We start from the raw sequence: 18,327 nt of genomic DNA on the forward strand, positions 1-18,327 counted from the left end.
TTACCTCCGAATAAAAAAGTCGTTACCGTCAAAACGGATTATCAAAAATATATGCGTGAAAACGGAGGAAAATGCAGATAATACGGAAATATCAATTCTGAAACGAAATTAGAGAAATGGAGAGAAATCGAGCAAAATGCAGAGAATTAAAGAGAAATGGGGATATATTTTAAAAATTCGGGCAAAAAACTCTTGACAAACGGACAAACACCGTGTATAATAATTACTGTTGTGTAAAGAAGAGGTATGAGTTCCCTGTGAATGATCGAGTTGCGTGCAGGGCGGTACCAACGTCTATGCGGCAATTTTTATTATACTATATTAAAAAGGAGAATTTGACTATGTCAACTTATATGCCTAAGGCTAATGAAATCAGCCGTAAGTGGTATGTACTTGATGCTTCCGGCAAGTCCCTCGGTCGTGTAGCTGCACAGGCTGCATCTATCCTAAGAGGCAAGCACAAGCCCACATTTGCTCCTCACGCTGACTGCGGCGACCACGTTATCATCATCAACTGCGCAGAGGCTGTTCTCACAGGAAGAAAGCTCGAGCAGAAGACCTACAAGTGGCACACAGGCTGGATCGGCGGTCTCAAGGAGACTAAGTACAGCGAAATGATGAAGAAGAACCCCGAAAAGGCAATGATGATCGCAGTAAACGGTATGCTCCCCAACAACACTCTTGGCAGAGCAGCTCTTACTCGTCTGAGAGTATATGCAGGCTCCGAGCACAACCACGCTGCTCAGAAGCCCGAGAATTACGAGATATAAAAGGAGGGTGTAAACTATGTACGAATCTAAACAGCAGTATTTTTACGGCACAGGAAGAAGAAAAAGCTCTGTAGCAAGAGTAAGAGTTTACCCCGGCAGCGGTAATATCACCATCAACGGCAGAGATATCGACGATTACTTCGGTCTCGATACCCTCAAGCTTATCGTTAGACAGCCCCTCGCTCTCACAGAGACAACTGAGCAGTTCGATATCGTATGCACAGTTGCTGGCGGCGGCGTTACAGGTCAGGCAGGTGCTATCAGACACGGCCTTTCCCGTGCTCTTCTCCTCTTTAACCCTGAGCTTCGTCCCGTTCTCAAGAAGGCTGGTTTCCTTACAAGAGACCCCAGAATGAAGGAAAGAAAGAAGTACGGCTTAAAGGCTGCAAGACGTGCTCCTCAGTTCTCAAAGCGTTGATTGTTGCCCTTACAAATCACGTATCTACGTGTTTTGGGGCGAGCTTATCATCACTTTGGTCAACTTTTGGACAACTAATAAAGACCATTTTAACCGCTATGTTCTCGCATAGCGGTTATTTTTATATGCTGTAACTTTCAATCAGTTATTGCCTGTCAGCGTCTGCTCAATGGAAGCTGCGATATTGCGTTTCATTCCCTCAAGTACATCGGCGTAGATGTTGGCTGTAACATTGATGTCGCAGTGCCCCAGGTGATCGCTTATCGCTTTAAGCTCAACACCGTTATTCAGAAGCATAGTAGCATTGCAGTGACGGAGCTTGTGCAAGGTCATATGTGCAAACTCCGTACCCTTTGTCATTCTCTTTAACGAGGTGAGAACCGAGCTTCTGTCCCGATAGTTTCCCTTTGCTGATGGAAAGACCATTTCGGGGTGAGCGAATGATGCTCCCAATGCCGATTTCAGCTGTTCAACGTATTCACGCTGTTCTTTGAGAACGGCTGCTGTAGTGCTGCTCATACAGATCGTGCGTATGCTTTTCCTGGTTTTAGGCAGTGTATATTATCGGAAATGTTTCGGCAGTATTCAAGTGTCTTTTTATTGTCGATCCATCTCTTTCCATTAAGTGAAAGGGGACATACAGCGAAATGATTATGGATATGATTTTTGTCAATAAAAAATATCAATATAGTTTGCAATGATCTCAGTTGCGGCGTGACGGATAAATAGCGTTTTTTTATAAAAAAATTCATATCCCCCTTGACAAACCGTATACAAGCTGATATAATGTATATATTGTATATATACATTCACAGAGGTGCCATATGGATATAATCATCAGTAACTCCTCGGGAGAGCCTATTTATCAGCAGATATCCTCGCAGATAAAGGCTATGATAATGCAGGGAGAGCTGTCGGAGGGAGACCCCCTGCCCTCAATGAGAACTCTTGCCGCAGAGCTGAGGATAAGCGTTATCACCACAAAGCGAGCCTATGAGGAGCTTGAGCGGGAGGGCTATATCGAGTCCTACACAGGCAAGGGAAGCTTTGTAAAGGGGCAGAATTCCGAGCTTATAAGGGAGGAAAATCTTCGTCAGACGGAGGAGCTTTTAAAGCAGGCGTGCGCAAAGGCGAAGCTGTGCGGCGTGGAGCTTTCGGAGCTTAAAGAGATACTTGAACTAATTTACGGAGGTGCGGACAATGAATGATTTTGAAAATGCCATTGAAATAAGCGGTCTTACGAAAAAATATGACGGCTTTACCTTGAACGATGTAAGCTTTAACGTTCCCAAAGGGAGCATAATGGGCTTTATCGGACAAAACGGCGCAGGCAAGACTACCACAATAAAGGCGATTTTGAATATTATCAAGGCAGACAGCGGCAAAATAAACATTTTCGGTCTTGACAATACCGAGCACGAATACGAGATAAAGGAAAACATCGCCGCCGTATTCGACGAGCTGCCCTTTCACGACAGCCTCAGCGCAAAGCAGCTTGAGAGAATTTTAGGCGGCATTTACAAAAGCTGGGATAACGCAAAATTCAAGGAATACCTTGAGCGCTTCTGTCTCCCCGAAAAAAAGCCCTTCGGCAAATTTTCAAAGGGAATGAAAATGAAGCTGCAGATAGCCGCCGCCCTTTCCCATAACGCAAAGCTGCTTATAATGGACGAGGCAACAACAGGTCTCGACCCCGTTGTAAGAGACGAGATACTCCACATCTTCCTTGAATATCTGCGGGACGAAAACAACAGCATTTTAATGTCCTCTCACATCACAAGCGATCTTGAAAAAATAGCGGACAGCGTGACTTTTATCGACAAGGGCAGACTGCTACTCACAGGCTACAAGGACGATATCATCGAAAACCACGGCGTTCTCAAATGCAGCCGCTCGGACTATGAAGCCATTGACAAAAGCGATATTATCAGCGCAAGGATATCCGACTTCGGCGTGTCCGTAATGGTAAGCGACAAAAAAGCCTGCTCAAAAAAATATTCGGGACTTGTTATGGACAATACCACCCTTGACGAAATAATGGTCTACTATGTAAACGCAGACAAAAAGGAGTGGACGTGATGAAAGGGCTTATATACAGAGAGCTTTACCTTACAAGAAAGACCTACATAAGCGCATTTTCCACATATCTTCTTATCACCCTGCTTTTAGTGCTGATAAACCTCAGTATATACTTCGGAAATCTCCGGGATATCATTTCCGCCGAAAACGGAGAGTCAACGAAAAACACCCTTTTCTACATAAGCGTTATCATACCCTCAGCGGTGCTTTATCTGATGTCGGCGGCAAATTTCGAGCTTGTTGACAAGGATATTACCACAAAATGGCTTACCTTTCAGTACACAATACCCGTCAGCACAAAAAAATGCGCATTTGTAAAAATACTGATAATCACCGTTTCCATCATCATTGCCTTTGCCCTGTCAATGGCAAATATGGCATTATTCTGCACCCTTTACGGCAGAAGCCCCGACAGGGAACTTATGGGAGTTCTCACATTCCTTATGCCCCTTACAGCCCTGGGCGCCATTGCTCTTGTTTCCCTGACCCTTCTTTTCAGAAATTCCACAGCGGCGGCAATGGCAATACTTGTGGCGGCACTCGCTATAGCATATCCCTTTATGATGAAGCTTATTATAGCTTCGGAAGGCGATTCTGACAGCTTTTCGTTAATGCCCTATCTTAATAAAATTGCAGACTTTACCTGCTTTTATCCGTTTATTGCCATAGCTGTTCTGGCAATGGGACAGCTTGTGCTGACAGCAGCACTTGGCAGACGTGATAACTACCGCATAAAGGAGAAAATGGAGGCGGCAGAAAAATGAGCGGACTTATCTTCAAGGAATTTTATCAGAACAGAAAGCTTCTGTGGTTTATATTTTTCCCATTCCTGCTTATCCCGGGGATCGTCTCGGAGGCGGCGAGAGGCACTTCCGCAAACAGCATTATGATGTCTGTAATGCTATATGAGGTCATAATAATATTTTACGGATATATGGTGACCGCAGAAATGATGAAATACGATGAACGCAAAGCCTGGGCGGCATTTATAATCTCCACTCCGCAGGCGGCAAGGGGACAGGTGGCTTCAAAATACGGTTTTTCCCTTATCGTCCTCGTAGGCTCTGTTTTTGTAAGCTATATCTATGATGTGATAGCCTGTGCCGCAGCAGACCTTGATTTTTCGGCACTGCCCTTTATATCAAACCTGTTTTTCCTGCTGATACTTATGCTGTCGGTGGAAATACCCTTCAGCATACGCTTCGGCAGCGTTAACGGAAATAAATACCGTGCAATGATAGTAATTCTTCTCCTGTTTGCAGGAATGGTCTATCTTCTTTTCGGAGACCTGAGCATATTCGGAGAGCCTGAAAAGCTTATCGACAGCCTGATAAAGCTCGTAAAGGGCGAAGGAATACCCGATGCCCTGCTTATTATAATGGGCATATTTCCCTATTTCAGCATAGTAATGTTCTGTTTATCCTACAAGCTTTCCTGCCGACTTTACATAAAGGGCATTGAAAGCTTTGAGAAATAAGGTGAAAAAATGACTTCCGATAAAAAAATAACAGTACTCAGAATAATCATCTTCACCGTCATATCCTACGGTATCGTGATAGCAAGCACCGCCGTTTTCGGATATATGGAGGACACCTTAAGCTGGAAGATATTCGGCTTTTTTGGCATAGCCTTTGCCCCCGCCATTGCAAATTATCTCACAAGACTCATTACAAAGGAAGGCTTTAAGGATAAGCTTTATGCCGCAAATTTCGGCGGCAATATAAAATATTACGTCCTTGCGGCAGTTCTGCCCGTTGTGGTGTATATTATCGCCGCAAATATCACAGGAATGGTATTCGTTCCGGATTACAGCGTTTCCGAGGTGATAAACGCCGATAACATTGCAGGCTTTATCTATGAAACGCTGCGCATCGTTTCCACAAGCGTCCTGATATTCCCTCTGTATTTCGGTGAGGAATACGGCTGGAGAGCTTACCTGACCCCAAAACTCAAGACTCTTATGCCAAAGCCTGCCGCCCTTATCGTAAGCGGCATTATCTGGGGAATGTGGCACGCTCCCGTGGTATATATGGGACACAATTTCGGAACAAACTACAGCCTTTACCCCTACGGCGGATATATGGTAATGTCGGTCTACTGCATATTCGTAGGATGCCTTCTCACGTGGCTCACCGAGAAAACAGGCTCCATATACCCTGCCTGTATCTGCCACGCCGTAAACAATAACATAGGCACATTTCTGCTGTCTGTATTCCTTTCGGCAGGAATGACCGATGAGATATATTCGGCAAAGCAGTTTGAGATAGTGACCCTGCATCTTCTGCCTATGGCAGTTGTCTGCATACCCTTTATGATACTTCTTCTCAGAAAAAATAATCAAACCGAAAGAGCCTGAAAAAGACCGCCGCCCGTAAGGATATTCCTCACGGGCGGCGGTTCTGTATAAGTAATATTAAAGGAGCAAAAGCTGATTTTCCTTTGCAATGCGCTTGATACGGTAAATTTTGCGCTTCTTGTCCTTTTTGAATCTGTTTCTGTCCTCCTCAAAAGCAGTTCCGCCCAGCGAGATCGAAGCATCGGGAGCGGAGCCTTGCGCAGTCATACCTGCGCCGCTTTCAATATTTTCTGCGGAAACGGGGACGACGGGATCCTTGTAGGCAACCAGCGCAAAAACTGAAAAATGCTCGGTGTTAAAGGAAATAGTGTCCTTTTTTATCTTACCGTCAAGTATAGCGATGGAACCATCGTCCTCCAGACGAATTACCTTCAGATCGTCTAAATGGTTCTGCATATCCTCGGGTATAGGCAGGGTGATATCTGCGGAATAACCTTCGGAAAGCTGCAGTACATACCTTTCCTCGGTGGTATATACAGAAACGTCCACAGGCAGGATATTAAGCTCTTCGGTGGAAATACCGTAGCCGCCGAAAGCGGAAATGACCTCTTCAAGATATCTTGGAGACTCCCTGAAATTTACGGTAATATCTTTTTTCAGAGTGCGTATGTTAAGAGTGATATCGTAATCATCCGACTCCTCCGCAAGACCTGCTAAAGTTACTTTCTCGGCAATTTCTTCGGGGGTAGCGGCAGTTCTGGGTTTAGGGGGGAGCTTTGTCCAGGGCTTGGGAAGCTCTTTTGTCTCCTGCACCTCAGGGGTCTCTGTTTCATCTGCAAAGACTACTGCTCCCGAAAAGGGAACGCTCATAAAAGCGAATGCTGCGGAAAGAAACGCCGCTGCGATCCTGCCTCCCAAGGGGCGGAAAGGCGCACAAACAGCAGCTTTCAGCTTTTCACCGGCTTCGCATATTTTAAGTCTTACAAACTCTGCGGAGTAAATAACGGATACGGCGGCAAGACAGGGATATTTCGCCCAGCTGTGCCTGCGGGCAAAATCCACCGCAGCTTCAGCACGCATATTCGCTTTTTCCGATGAAATGAGCATAACTATCTTCCTTCTTGATGATATATACTTATATTATACCTTTTCCGACAGCTTTTGTCAAGGATTTTCCGCAAAAAAAGAGCGTCGGAAGACCGGCGCTCTCTAATAATTTTATCTTTTCTTTATTTGTCCGTTTTGTTGTTTTTCTTATGCTTCATCAGCTTACAAGGAGACCTGCAAGACCCTGATTTACCTTAGTCTGATCCCAGTCCTTGGGAACCAGCATATAAACCACGCCGCCGTTATACATAGGAGTGAGAATTACATCGTCGGTACTCTTCTTAGCAGGTGATTTTGAGTAGATGGTGTAGTAGTCGAATGTTCCGGTGTCGGCATTGATAAGGTCGTTTCTCTTGAGAACATCGTACTTCTCGGGGAGAAGCATATACTTTGTAGCGCCTTCCTTAGCATTGTACCACATCCATACCTTATCGGAAGCTGCAATGGAAACGGGGTAAGAGGTGGTAATGTTGTAGTAAGCGGAGGAAGATGTACCCAGATCCTTGTTCATATACTCCTTGAACAGATTTTCATCATATCCCACGGGAAGGAGCATATATCTTGTGGTCTGCTTGCCGTCAACGAGCTTTGTCCAGGACTGGATAACATCATAGGAAAGCTGCTGCTTGGGCTTGGTGCTGTAAACTACCCAGTAGTCGTAGGTGCCCTTGAAAGCGGCGATGGCGTCGTTAACTCTTGCCTCGTCATAGTTTGCGGGAGCGAGAACGTAGTATGTTTTGGTAACGCCGTTGGCAGTAACGGGGAAGCTTATGATCTTATCGGTAGAAGCCTTTAAAGTGGGAGTTGCTGCGCTTACGGAATAGTAGCCGCCGAGAGTTGTACCCGAGTCAGCCGCAATGATCTTGTTAAGAGCATCTTCGGAATAGTTCAGGGGAAGAAGGATATATCTTGTTACAGCCTGATAATTTACTGTAGCTGTCCAGGTCTTGACAATATCAGTTGAGAGGAATTTCTTGCCTTCGGGGGACTTGTTGTAGACCTTCCAGTATTCGATAACGCCCGTGTAATCAGCAACAATGGTGTTGTATGTGGGGGTGTCGGGGGAAGCGGGGAGAAGTACGTATCTTGTTACAGCCTTTCCGTCAACAGTAGCGGAGAAAGTGGAAATAGTATCGGTTGAAGCGGTCTTTGAAGGCTGAACGTCGTAAACGGTATAGTATTCGTAAACCTTGCTGTCGGCAGCAACTGCGGAATTTGCCTTGGCGATGTCGTATCCGTTGGGAACGAGCATATACTTGGTGATCAGCGTCTTGCTGTCGGTCCAGCTGAGAACGCTGTCGCCTGTTGCCTGCTTAGCGGGCTTGGTGGTGGAAACTATGTAATATCCCGAGCCGGATACTGTAACGGTTATCTGTCTTTTTACAGCAGTATTGTCCTTGCGTGTGAGGGTAAGAGTAGTAGTGCCTTCTTTGAGACCTGTGATGCCCAGAGTGCAGTAGCCGTCCTTCCAGGTGCCTTCGGTAAGCTTTGCGATGGTGTTGTCAGCGAATGAGTAATCCACCATATTGTTCTGGTCGCTGTAGATAACAACGGAAGCCAGAGAGTCGATCTTAGTTGTAACAGCGGACTGGCTTGTAAGAAGCACAGCGTCGTTGCCCTTGACTGTGACCTTGATGGTAGTGTAAACATCGGGATACTTTGTCATAGATATCTTGACAGTAGTGGTACCCGAACCCTTTGCGGTGAGCTTGAGACGGATATCATCGTTTTTCCAGGGCTTTACCCAGGAAGCGGTAACAATGCTCTTGTCGCCGGAGGATGCCTTGATACCGTGGGAACCCTTAGCTCTGACGGTAACGTACTGTACCTCGTCCTTTTCCATTTCGACTGATTTGGTGCTGAGAGAGAGCTTTCCGCCGACTACCTTGACATTGCAGGTAAGAAGCGTTCCGCCGACATTTGCGGTAATGGTGGCAGTACCCACGCTCTTTCCGACGACCTTGCCCTTGCTTGAAACGCTTGCGACAGTAGTGTCCGAGGACGACCAGGTTGCGCTGGAGCCGTCGTTTACCTTTAATGTAACGCCGTAGCCCTTGGTAAGGGTAATGCTCGAGGCATTAAGACCCAGAGCGGAGACTTCCGATGGGAATGTAACGAATGTCAGAGCCATCAGAAGCGCAAGCAGGATACTGACTGCCGCTTTAAGATGATTTCTTGTTGATGTCATTATAGTTCCTCCTTTTTAAATGTTGATAATATCATTGTAAAAACCGGAGATGTGCTCCTTACTATAAATTTTAACATTTACAGACTGCAATGTCAATAAAAAATGTGCTATAATACAGTAACAAACGGGAAACAAATAGTTACACTTCGGTTACAGCGGTTACGAAGCAGAAAAGCCGTCAGACCGTATTAAAGAAAGGCTGAAAGCTCTATGAGATCAAGGATAATGAACACCCCAAAGGAAAAGATACTTATCTACGGCTTTGACGGTGAGAAAGAGGAGAAATTCCGTCAGACCGCAAAGCGAATGAAAACGGAGCTTGCGATCCTGCCTCCCGAAAGCGCAGGGGAGCAGGTGGGATATATTGCAGGCTTTGAGGGATTTGTGTCAACAGACTGTGAAAAGACCTCCGACAGCAGACAGTGCGTCATATTTTCCTGTATGGACGGAAAGAAGCTCAGCCGAACCGTTGACGATATGCGTTCAAACGGACTTGGGGGCATACCTCTCAAGGCTGCAGTCACCGCCGCAAATCAGACAATGACCCTTACGGAGCTTATGGACGAGCTTGAAAAGGAGCACCGCCTGATGCACAAAGGAGAGAAAGATAAAGATGTATAAGTACGAGACTCATATGCACACAATGGAAGCCAGCGCCTGCTCAAATTCACCTGCGGCGGAAATGGCTGAAAAATACAAGTCGGAAGGCTATGACGGCATATTCATAACCGACCATTTCTTCAACGGAAACAGCGCCGTGCCCCGTGACCTGCCTTGGGAAGAGCGGATAGAGCTTTTTTGCAAAGGCTATGAAAATGCCCTTGCAAGGGGGCGGGAAATAGGTCTTGATGTATTTTTCGGCTTCGAGTACGGAGACGGCGGCTCAGACTTTCTCATTTACGGACTTGACAAAAACTGGCTCCTTGAGCACGACTATATCCTTGAAATGGAGCTTACGAAATTTCTTGAGCTTGCCCGCTCGGACGGAGCTTTTGCGGTGCAGGCACACCCCTTCAGAGACTATCCCTATATCAGAGCCACCAAGCATTGCCCCCATTTCGTAGACGCCATAGAGATAATAAATGCCTCTCACCCTCTTGACACTCCCTTTAATTCTCACGCCGCAGAGTTTGCCCGCTGGTATGACCTCCCGGTCACCGCAGGCTCTGACGCACATAATACCAACGACAGATGGTACGGCGGAGGAGTGGAGAGCGAGACTCCCTTCAAGTCATATAAGGACTATGCAGAAGCCGTAAAAAGCGGCACCCTTAAACTGCTTGACAGAAAAAACTGATTATGGAGATGAAATAAATGAGCACAAGAGGCGATAAAGCCAAAGCATATTTCACACAGGGCTATAACTGCGCCCAGTCCGTCCTTATGACCTTTTCGGACATTACGGGGCTTGACGAAAAGACCTCTGCAATGCTTTCCTCGGGATTCGGCGGGGGAATGGGACGAATGAGAGAGGTCTGCGGAGCAGTTTCGGGAATGTTTATGGCGGTAAGCATCGTCTGCGGCTATAACGACCCTGCCGACACCGAGGGCAAAAAGCGCACATATCAAATGATACAGACCCTTGCGGAAAAATTCAAAGCCCAAAACAAAAGCATTATCTGCAAAGAGCTTTTGGGACTTGATAAACCCGAGGGGACTCATATCCCCGACAGGCGCACACCCGAATATTACAAAAAGCGCCCCTGCGGCGACCTTGTAAAGGACGCAGCGGAGATACTCGAGGAATATTTTGTATCACAGGGCGTAATAAAAGAATGATAACAAACGGGACTGCCGCAGCACCATTGCAGCAGCCCCGTTTTTTCGGGATAACGCTATTATAGCACATTTATTCCAATTTGTCAATGTCTTTTAGAACATTTATTCCAAATTCGTATACCTGCACAAATATCCCGACCCATAATTGCTATATTTGGCACAAATGTATCAAGCTTTGCTCTCTGCCTCCTCAAGACTGCCATATCCGTACATCTTGACCGACCTCTCCATTATCATACGGGCAAGATTTTTCTCCTCATTGCTTACCGAAACGATAAATCTTCCGTACAGCTTCAAGGTCATATCCGAATAAGTGGAAAGCTCGCCCCTGAGATAAGTCTCGTAAGAAGTCATAAAGGGAGTGTCCTCGTATGTGTGAATGACCCTCGCCTCACCTGCAAGCTTCGGGAACTGAGCCGCAAATTCCTCCATCCAGCCCACCTGAATGGAGATAATGGCTTCTCTGAGCGCCGCCTTTTCTTCGGAAATTTCGGGCAGACTTTCTTTTACCTCCGCAAATCTCGCAGGAGCGGTAGACTCCATCATATATCCGTACTTTTCACGAATGGGGTTTCTGCCGTCCTCGAGAGCCGCCCTGAAATCAAGGAGCAGCGACCGCAAAAGCTCCTCACTCCAGCAGTAATACTGACTTCTCCGCATAATGGAAAAGGTCTCCCAGTCGTCCTGACAGTCGGCTCTGCCGCCCTCGTTCTGCACCTTGTCGAACCATTCCCACTCCATCGAGATTATTTCCTCGGAAATAATAACTCTGTCCGCAAATGCGGAGACCTCCTCCGCAAGCTGAGGAAGATAATCCTCCTTGCTGTCCGTGATAAGCTGATGACCCACCTCGTCAGCCAAAATGCGGCATATTCCCTCAATGTTATTTTGAACATCAATACCACTTGAGATATCCCGTATCATTCCGGCAATTTCTCCGAGACGGGGGAGCTGCTCCGTACTCCTAAAAAGCCACTTGCAGTAAGGAGCAAATTTTTTACACAGTATATGCGCCGCCCGTGCCGCACTCTGCATAAAGTCGCTCAGAGCCACAAATGCCGCAGCATTGTCTCCACGCTTTACCGCCCTGGGGTAATTGTACTGACCGCTCTGCCCCGCAAGAGCAAGCTGCTGAGCCAGCTTTTTGAGCCTTGCCGCCTCGGGCTGACCCACTCTTATCCTTCTGCGGATATCCTCAAACTCACCCGAATAGTCCATATACACCTCGCCGTTCACAGCGCAGGCAAGCAGCGAGTCATCTGTACTAAGCCATTCCTCAAGCCCCTCGGGAACACGACCGCAGCCCGTAAATTTCCGCAGGAAATCGGAAATCCGCACAACACCCGTCCGACCCGTTCCGTGAGGTGTGATAAGCCGCTTCATACCCATATAAGTCTTGGGCAGCAGTTCATATGCCGCCTGCAGCTCCGTACCTATTTTGTCATAAGTCTCATCGTCAACCCATATCACAAATGAAGGACCGAAATCGTGGTCAGCGGAAAGCTCATCATCAAACCCTAAGCATTCCGAACCCTCTCCCGCAAGTCCGCAGGCAATTTTGTCAAGATACTCGGAGAAATTTCTTTTTAGCATTGGTCTGCCGAAGGCTTCAAAATACCTCCTGCAAAGTTCCGCACCCTTTAAAACGGGTCTGCCGCCCGACTTTTCATAAGCCGCCGACAGATTTCCCATAACCGTATCGTAAAAATTATTCCTGCCCATATGAAGCTCAATTTCCGATAAAGCCGCCTCATAATACTCCGCCGCTTCGGCATATTTTTCCTCATTAAAAAGTATGTCTCCCATAGCAGCTAAAGCTGCGCTGTAATGGAAATCGGAAGGAGACCGCCCCTTGAAAATTTCCATAGCGGGAGCAAGAATTTCCTTTGCCCTGCCGCAGTCGTGAAGCCTTATAAGGCATACCGCAAGGTTAGAACGGGAAATAGCCGAACGTATCTCACCGTCGGGGGAACGCTCCGCAATTTCCAGAGCATTTTCAAGGCAGCCCTTTGCTTCTTCCCACCTTCCTGCCTCCTGATGAAGCAGGGAGAGATTATTGTAATAGCTTGCAAACAGACCTTCCTCCTCGGGCAGCTTTGCAAGAATATTCCAAATTTTGTCATAATATTCATAAGCCTCGGACAGCTTTCCCGAAGCCCTGCACGCATTTGCGGAATTGAGCAGCGCCGCACATCTTCGGGGCGTTTCCCCTTCCCCGATAATATCAAGCAGCTCCTCGGAGCGGCGGCAGCACTCGAGGGACTGCTCAAATTTTCCGCAGTCACGGTAAAATCCTGCCAGCTCGTTGTAAATTGTTATCTCAATATCCGTCCTGCCCTGGCTGTGTGCCTGCTCAAGACAGGCGTTCATATAATCCTCAGCCTCGTCAAGTCTGCACTCGTGAAGCAGTTCATCAATTTTCTGAAGTATCTCGTCCACGTTCATAAAACTACCTCCTTGAAAAATCGCCTGCACCCCAAAAGAGCGCAGGCGGAAAACTCACTTCAAAAATCCGTCAATTATCTTCCTTTCCGCCTCTTCCTCGGTGAGACCGAGAGTACGGAGCTTGATTATCTGTTCACCTGCTATCTTGCCTATAGCCGCCTCGTGGATAAGTGAAGCGTCAAGGCTTGAAGCATTCAGAGCGGGAGCGGCGTTCACCCTGCCGTTGTCCGCAAGAATAGCGTCGCATTCGGAATGACCCGTGCAGCGGCAGTTACCGTTAATGACCGACTTGTACTCCTGAAAGGAATTTCCCTTTGCCACCGAACGTGAAACAAGGTCAACACCGCTGTCGTCACCGTCAAGGGTAACGTCAAAAACAGACCTTGCAGTCTCGCTTTTGTCGGTCATAAGCCTTTCTCTTATCACAAGCTTAGCTCCTGCGCCAAGACGTGCGGAGGTGGAGCGGTCGGAGCTTGTAACGCCGCTTATCTGGATAGTGTCCATCTCCATATAGGAGTTTTCGCCCATAGTAACATCGGTAACGGGATTTATCCGCTTAGCGCCGCTGCCCTTGCCCGTACCGATGTGCTTTTCCTTGTAAAGCACCCTTGCATTTTTGCCGATGAAGAAGCGGTGTATGCCGTTGTGCCTCGATTCCTCCTCGTCATCGCTGTGAACGCCGCAGCCTGCCACGATAATAACATCTGCCCCGTCCTCAACGATAAAATCGTTGTATACAAGGTCGTCCACGCCGCCCTTTGTAATGCAGGCAGGGATATAAACCGTTTCCTTCTGAGCCTTTGCGCTTATCCTGATGACAATGCCGGGGTTGTCGGTCTTAGGCTCTATCTTTATATTCTCCGAGGACTGCCTGCCTGCGCAGCCGCTGTCCTCTCTTATATTGTAAGCTCCCTTGAAGCTGCCTCCGTCCCAGTCGGAAACGACTTTAAGAAGCTGACCCGTGATCTCGTTCATAGTTTAACATTCCTCTTTTCTTGTCCTGCCCAAAGGACATTTTGACTTTGTATCGCCCTTTAAGATACGGGGCAGAATGTCCTCTCTGCTGCCCTGCGCCGTGACCTTGCCGTCGGCAATGACCGCAATGTGATCGGCTATCTCCATTATCCTTTCCTGATGGGAAATTACCAGCAGGGAGCGGCTGCCCTCGCTTTTGAGCCGTTCAAATGCGCTGATAAGATTAGAAAAGCTCCACAGGTCAATGCCTGCCTCGGGCTCGTCAAAAACCAGCATATCCGCATTTTTCCTTGCAAGCACCGTAGCTATCTCAATGCGCTTGCTCTCGCCGCCCGAAAGACTTGAGTCCGCCTCTCTGTCCATATATTCCCTTGCGCACAGTCCCACTTCTCCGAGAAGGGAGCAGATCCTTTCTTCGCTGAGCTTTTCCTCGGCGGAAAGCTCCAGCAGGTCTCTTACGGTAAGCCCCTTAAATCTCACAGGCTGCTGAAATGCATATGCAACGCCCTTTTTCGCCCTTTCGGTAATGTCCAGGGAGGTGATGTTCTCCCCGTTTAAAATAATGCTGCCGCCGCAGGGCTCGTACAGACCTGCGATTATCTTTGCAAGAGAGGTTTTTCCCCCTCCGTTTGGACCCGTTACAACAGTAAGCTTTCCGTCGGGAACGGTAAGGTCGATGCCTTTCAGTATCTCTTCGCCCTCGGGAAGCCGCCAGCGTATATCTTTAAGTTCGAGCATTTTTTTCTTCCTTTCGTTATATATGTGTATCTCTCCGCCGAAGGCCGAGAGACAGTAATTTCTTTCCAAGTATAATTATACTATGCAGATATAATTTTGTCAATATAGGGAGCCTGCAGAAAGTATGAATATAGTGTTAATCGCCGCTTCTCCGATAAATACCTTTTTGATACGGACAATGAATATTCTTTAAATATTTTTCTTGACTTTCATAAAAAAATATGGTACTATTTATTATGCTTTAGAGCTTGACATAGCTGTGCGTTCAGGCGCTGTGCCGCAGGAGATGCACAGCAGTATTATTGCAAACGACAGCAGCAATTAACGTCTCGTGTCTCCGATTTTTGAGAGAACGTTTACAAACTGAGATCAAGGAGGAAAAATTTTATGAAAAAAAGTATTATAACAACGGCGATGGCTTTGGGAATGGCGCTGCTGTGCTGCAGCTGCGGAGGCTCGGGTACAGCGGAGCAGTCCCCACAGACCGATAATACAGTTCAGAGCGCAGAGAATGTACAGACTCAGGATAATGCAGTTCCTTCTTTTATCTCCGAGGCTGAAGCCGCAAACAGGCTGGACGCTCTGGTTGAAAAGTACGGCAAAACAGCGGTAAAGACAGACTATTTATTTAAGGACGGCACCACGTCAAGCGAATATTATTATAAAGACGCAGAACGTTATGTTTACGAGTTAGGAGACTATGTGTATATCGACGAAGACGGTGAGATATACGGCTTTGATGACAATGTTTCGCTGCCGTTCAGAACGATATTTGTAGGCGATGGCTGTTATGAAGAATACAGGAGCGCAGCAGAGCTGGCAGAAGTATTCCAGTATGGAGAAACCGAAGAGATCACATCGCAGAAAACGGAAAACGGTGTAACTGTTATTGAGAGCACTTATCCTAAGGAAGCAGATACTGCGTTTTATGCATCGCTTGGATATACCGATGACGAGGTAGACAGCTACAAATACGTATATGAATTTGATGAAAGCACAAAGGAGCTTAAAAGCTTAAGATCATATATTGTGAAAGACGGACAGGATAGTCTTATTATTGATATGGTCATTGTTCCCGACTGTGAGGAATATGTTCCCGATGAACAGCTGCGTGCGGAAATTTTCGGCGATGACAGCAGAACGCTGACAGTTATTGCAGCTCCCGGTACAGATGATGAAAAAACATTTACTCAGACAGTCAAAAAGGGCAGCGCTATCCAGGTCGTTGCGTCTTTGATATATGAGCAGAAGCTCTATACCGATAAGGAATGTACCGTAGAATTATCCGATGACGGATTAGACAGAATGGCAGATCAGACAGTTTATATGAAGAAAGCAGAGTGACGTGCTGAACTGACGTCGGAAAGAAATTTTATACAAAGCGGCTGAGAGCGATCTCTGCCGCTTCTTTTTTCAATAAATATTTTCCGAAAAAACTTTGCAAATATCTATTCCATTTTGAGAAAAAATATGATATAATTACAATATCTATAAATTTGCAGGCAAATCGGGAGAAACAAAAATGAACAAATACAAAAAGCTAATGGGCAACACGCTTATATTCGGCATAGGCAGCTTCGGAGCAAAGTTCCTGGGCTTCTTTATGACAATGCTCTACACCCGCTGTATGACCGAGGCGGAGTATTCAACGGCGGATCTTCTTTATAATACGGTAAACGTCCTTGTTCCGCTGGTAACGTTCAGTATGGCGGACGCCGTGATACGTTTCGGAATGGATAAGGACTATGACCCCCGAAAGGTCTTTACGGGAGCGAACGTCAGCGTGCTTCTCGGTATGACTATCTTTATGCTCTTTACCCCCTTCATCGGGAAGAACGAAACTATCGGTGCATATACCTTCCTGCTATACATTTACTGCTATTTCTCCTGCTTCAGGCAGATGGCTTCGCAGTTTGTGAGAGCAAGAGGATACGTAAAGCTTTTCGCTGCCGACGGAATACTCACCGTCCTTGTGCAGGTCATAAGCAACCTGGTTCTCATATGGGGCTTGAAGCTTGGTGTCACAGGCTATGTGGTCTCCTTTGTTATCTCCGACGTAAGCTCCCTGCTTTTCCTTACAGCTGTTGCAGGGCTTCACAAATATGTTGACGCATTTTATATCGACAAAAATGTTATAAAGGAAATGCTGAGATTTTCCGCTCCTCTTATCCCTACCTATCTTCTCTGGTGGGTGACTTCCGCTTCGGACAGATGGTTTGTCATCAATATGGTGGGAGAAACGGAAAACGGTATCTATTCCATTGCCTATAAGCTCCCCACCCTCCTTATGCTTGTTACCACAATGTTCTATCAGGCGTGGCAGATGTCCTCCATCGAGGAGCGCAACAGCAGAGGTCTGGGAACATTCTACGAGACCGTGTTCGGGGCATATTCCTCTCTGCTCTATATCGCCGCCGCAGGACTTATTATGCTCTGTAAGCCCCTTACCCTTATCCTTACGGGAACCGCCGAGGGAAGCCGTTTTAAAGAGGCGCAGACCTTTACTCCCGTGCTCATAATCGCAATGGTATTCCAGTGCTTCTGTCAGTTTCTTTCATCGGTCTACACCACCAAAAAGCGCTCGGTAAATTCCTGCGCCACAGCCTTTGTTGCCGCTGCTGTGAATATAATCCTTAATTTCCTGCTCATACCTCAGTACGGCGTCTGGGGAGCGGCAATTGCCACCGCAGCGTCCTATTTCGCCTGCTTTGCGGTCAGACTTTTTGACGCAAGAAAGTTTATATTCTTTAAGGTGGATTATTTCCGCTTTCTGGTAAATACTGTAATAATCCTTTTTATGTGCATCATCACCGCAAAACAGCCAAGCGTTTACTGGGTAGGACTTATCCTTGGCTTTATAGTGTGCCTTGTGTACAATTTTGACGCTATCATCAAGACCCTGCGGAAGCTCCTCAGCCGCACCGACAGATCAAACCGGAATGCGGCTCAGTAATATTTCCAAAGCCTACGGGGACATCATCGTTTTCGACGATCTCTCCGCAGAGCTTCCGAACGGCGCAGTTACGCAGATATCGGGGGAGTCGGGCTGCGGCAAGACAACTCTCCTGCGGATAATTGCAGGTTTTGAGGACTATTCGGGGGAGATAACCGACCGTACCCCCGGCAAAATATCCGCCGTATTTCAGGAGGACAGACTTTTCGAGGAGCTTTCCGCCCTTGAAAACTGTTATCTTGTACTGCACGGCAAGCCGCATTTTGATATTGTCGAAGCTCTTGTTTCCACAGGGCTTTCACGTGAGGACATATCCCGTCCCGTAAAGGAGCTTTCGGGAGGAATGAAGCGGAGAACGGCGATAGTCCGTTCTCTCTGTGCCGATTTCGGCATACTGCTGCTTGATGAGCCATTCAAGGGCATAGACCCGGATAACAAGCTGAAAACCGCCGCTCTTATCGAAGCATATACAAAGGGCAGAACGGTTCTTCTCGTGACCCACGATACAGCCGATATCCCACTTAAAACCGACGGCGTTCTGAGCCTTCGGGGGATAAGTAAAAATGCACAAAAATAATT

At 47.0% G+C, this 18,327-nt stretch carries 20 protein-coding genes; 13 read left to right on the top strand and 7 right to left on the bottom strand.

The window, feature by feature from the left end:
• Positions 1 to 341 precede the first annotated feature (341 nt).
• Positions 342 to 770, top strand: a complete 429-nt coding sequence (gene rplM, locus ACR0QN_RS02985; protein WP_432649710.1) for a 50S ribosomal protein L13 — start codon at positions 342 to 344, stop codon at positions 768 to 770.
• 16 nt (positions 771 to 786) lie between these two features.
• Positions 787 to 1,188 (top strand): 30S ribosomal protein S9, encoded by a 402-nt coding sequence (rpsI, locus tag ACR0QN_RS02990; RefSeq protein ID WP_432649711.1) that lies wholly within the window; start codon positions 787 to 789, stop codon positions 1,186 to 1,188.
• A 141-nt stretch (positions 1,189 to 1,329) separates the two neighbouring features.
• Here rpsI and ACR0QN_RS02995 read toward each other — a convergent pair whose 3' ends face one another.
• Complete coding sequence (locus ACR0QN_RS02995) at positions 1,330 to 1,743, bottom strand: tyrosine-type recombinase/integrase (protein WP_432649766.1); 414 nt, start codon at positions 1,741 to 1,743, stop codon at positions 1,330 to 1,332.
• The gene (locus tag ACR0QN_RS03000) at positions 1,704 to 1,997 is read right to left on the bottom strand and encodes a relaxase/mobilization nuclease domain-containing protein (RefSeq protein ID WP_432649712.1); all 294 of its coding nucleotides are present in this window, start codon (positions 1,995 to 1,997) and stop codon (positions 1,704 to 1,706) included. Before ACR0QN_RS03000 ends, ACR0QN_RS02995 begins: the two co-directional genes overlap by 40 nt.
• Before the next feature lie 15 nt (positions 1,998 to 2,012).
• Between ACR0QN_RS03000 and ACR0QN_RS03005 the strand changes: the two genes are divergently transcribed.
• Genes ACR0QN_RS03005 through ACR0QN_RS03025 form a run of 5 tightly spaced genes read left to right on the top strand, consistent with a single transcriptional unit; the run spans position 2,013 to position 5,623 of the window.
• Positions 2,013 to 2,396: a GntR family transcriptional regulator gene (locus ACR0QN_RS03005; protein ID WP_432649713.1), complete on the top strand. Its 384-nt coding sequence runs from the start codon at positions 2,013 to 2,015 to the stop codon at positions 2,394 to 2,396.
• Positions 2,389 to 3,267 (top strand): ABC transporter ATP-binding protein, encoded by an 879-nt coding sequence (locus ACR0QN_RS03010; RefSeq protein WP_432649714.1) that lies wholly within the window; start codon positions 2,389 to 2,391, stop codon positions 3,265 to 3,267. Before ACR0QN_RS03005 ends, ACR0QN_RS03010 begins: the two co-directional genes overlap by 8 nt.
• On the top strand, positions 3,267 to 4,031 hold the full coding sequence (locus tag ACR0QN_RS03015) for a hypothetical protein (protein ID WP_432649715.1): 765 nt from the start codon (positions 3,267 to 3,269) through the stop codon (positions 4,029 to 4,031). Before ACR0QN_RS03010 ends, ACR0QN_RS03015 begins: the two co-directional genes overlap by 1 nt.
• Positions 4,028 to 4,744: an ABC-2 transporter permease gene (locus ACR0QN_RS03020; protein WP_432649716.1), complete on the top strand. Its 717-nt coding sequence runs from the start codon at positions 4,028 to 4,030 to the stop codon at positions 4,742 to 4,744. The genes ACR0QN_RS03015 and ACR0QN_RS03020 overlap by 4 nt, the downstream gene beginning before the upstream one ends.
• 9 nt (positions 4,745 to 4,753) lie before the next feature.
• On the top strand, positions 4,754 to 5,623 hold the full coding sequence (locus ACR0QN_RS03025) for a CPBP family intramembrane glutamic endopeptidase (protein WP_432649717.1): 870 nt from the start codon (positions 4,754 to 4,756) through the stop codon (positions 5,621 to 5,623).
• Positions 5,624 to 5,680: 57 nt separating this feature from the next.
• Here the strand turns inward: ACR0QN_RS03025 and ACR0QN_RS03030 are convergent, their stop codons facing one another.
• Together ACR0QN_RS03030 and ACR0QN_RS03035 are read right to left on the bottom strand one after the other, a co-directional pair.
• On the bottom strand, positions 5,681 to 6,670 hold the full coding sequence (locus tag ACR0QN_RS03030; RefSeq protein WP_432649718.1) for a hypothetical protein: 990 nt from the start codon (positions 6,668 to 6,670) through the stop codon (positions 5,681 to 5,683).
• A 157-nt stretch (positions 6,671 to 6,827) separates the two neighbouring features.
• Entirely contained in the window at positions 6,828 to 8,858 is a 2,031-nt protein-coding gene (locus ACR0QN_RS03035) for an Ig-like domain-containing protein (protein WP_432649719.1), read from the bottom strand.
• A gap of 210 nt (positions 8,859 to 9,068) precedes the next feature.
• On the opposite strand from ACR0QN_RS03035, the gene ACR0QN_RS03040 reads away from it, so the two are divergent.
• From ACR0QN_RS03040 to ACR0QN_RS03050, 3 genes are read left to right on the top strand one after another with little or no spacing between them, the layout of a single operon-like run.
• Complete coding sequence (locus ACR0QN_RS03040; protein ID WP_432649720.1) at positions 9,069 to 9,479, top strand: DUF3783 domain-containing protein; 411 nt, start codon at positions 9,069 to 9,071, stop codon at positions 9,477 to 9,479.
• Positions 9,472 to 10,155, top strand: coding sequence for a PHP-associated domain-containing protein (locus ACR0QN_RS03045; protein WP_432649721.1), 684 nt, complete (start codon positions 9,472 to 9,474; stop codon positions 10,153 to 10,155). Before ACR0QN_RS03040 ends, ACR0QN_RS03045 begins: the two co-directional genes overlap by 8 nt.
• 17 nt (positions 10,156 to 10,172) lie before the next feature.
• Complete coding sequence (locus ACR0QN_RS03050) at positions 10,173 to 10,637, top strand: C-GCAxxG-C-C family protein (RefSeq protein WP_432649722.1); 465 nt, start codon at positions 10,173 to 10,175, stop codon at positions 10,635 to 10,637.
• A gap of 168 nt (positions 10,638 to 10,805) precedes the next feature.
• Here ACR0QN_RS03050 and ACR0QN_RS03055 read toward each other — a convergent pair whose 3' ends face one another.
• The 3 genes from ACR0QN_RS03055 to ACR0QN_RS03065 are packed head-to-tail and all read right to left on the bottom strand — an operon-like array spanning position 10,806 to position 14,795.
• The gene (locus ACR0QN_RS03055) at positions 10,806 to 13,082 is read right to left on the bottom strand and encodes a DUF4125 family protein (protein ID WP_432649723.1); all 2,277 of its coding nucleotides are present in this window, start codon (positions 13,080 to 13,082) and stop codon (positions 10,806 to 10,808) included.
• Positions 13,083 to 13,136: 54 nt separating this feature from the next.
• Positions 13,137 to 14,057 carry a SufB/SufD family protein gene (locus ACR0QN_RS03060; RefSeq protein ID WP_432649724.1) on the bottom strand — a complete coding sequence of 307 codons (921 nt, stop codon included), beginning with the start codon at positions 14,055 to 14,057 and terminating at the stop codon, positions 13,137 to 13,139.
• 3 nt (positions 14,058 to 14,060) lie between these two features.
• A complete protein-coding gene (locus ACR0QN_RS03065; RefSeq protein WP_432649725.1) occupies positions 14,061 to 14,795 on the bottom strand; it encodes an ABC transporter ATP-binding protein in 735 nt (244 codons plus the stop codon).
• A 387-nt stretch (positions 14,796 to 15,182) separates the two neighbouring features.
• Between ACR0QN_RS03065 and ACR0QN_RS03070 the strand changes: the two genes are divergently transcribed.
• The 3 genes from ACR0QN_RS03070 to ACR0QN_RS03080 all read left to right on the top strand — a co-directional run bounded on the left by ACR0QN_RS03070 (position 15,183) and on the right by ACR0QN_RS03080 (position 18,325).
• A complete protein-coding gene (locus tag ACR0QN_RS03070) occupies positions 15,183 to 16,139 on the top strand; it encodes a hypothetical protein (protein WP_432649726.1) in 957 nt (318 codons plus the stop codon).
• Positions 16,140 to 16,317: 178 nt separating this feature from the next.
• Positions 16,318 to 17,748: a lipopolysaccharide biosynthesis protein gene (locus ACR0QN_RS03075; RefSeq protein WP_432649727.1), complete on the top strand. Its 1,431-nt coding sequence runs from the start codon at positions 16,318 to 16,320 to the stop codon at positions 17,746 to 17,748.
• Positions 17,735 to 18,325 (top strand): ABC transporter ATP-binding protein, encoded by a 591-nt coding sequence (locus tag ACR0QN_RS03080; RefSeq protein ID WP_432649728.1) that lies wholly within the window; start codon positions 17,735 to 17,737, stop codon positions 18,323 to 18,325. Before ACR0QN_RS03075 ends, ACR0QN_RS03080 begins: the two co-directional genes overlap by 14 nt.
• The last annotated feature ends 2 nt before the right edge of the window (positions 18,326 to 18,327 follow it).

It is taken from the genome of Huintestinicola sp. (assembly GCF_050874005.1).
Lineage (GTDB): Bacteria > Bacillota > Clostridia > Oscillospirales > Ruminococcaceae > Huintestinicola.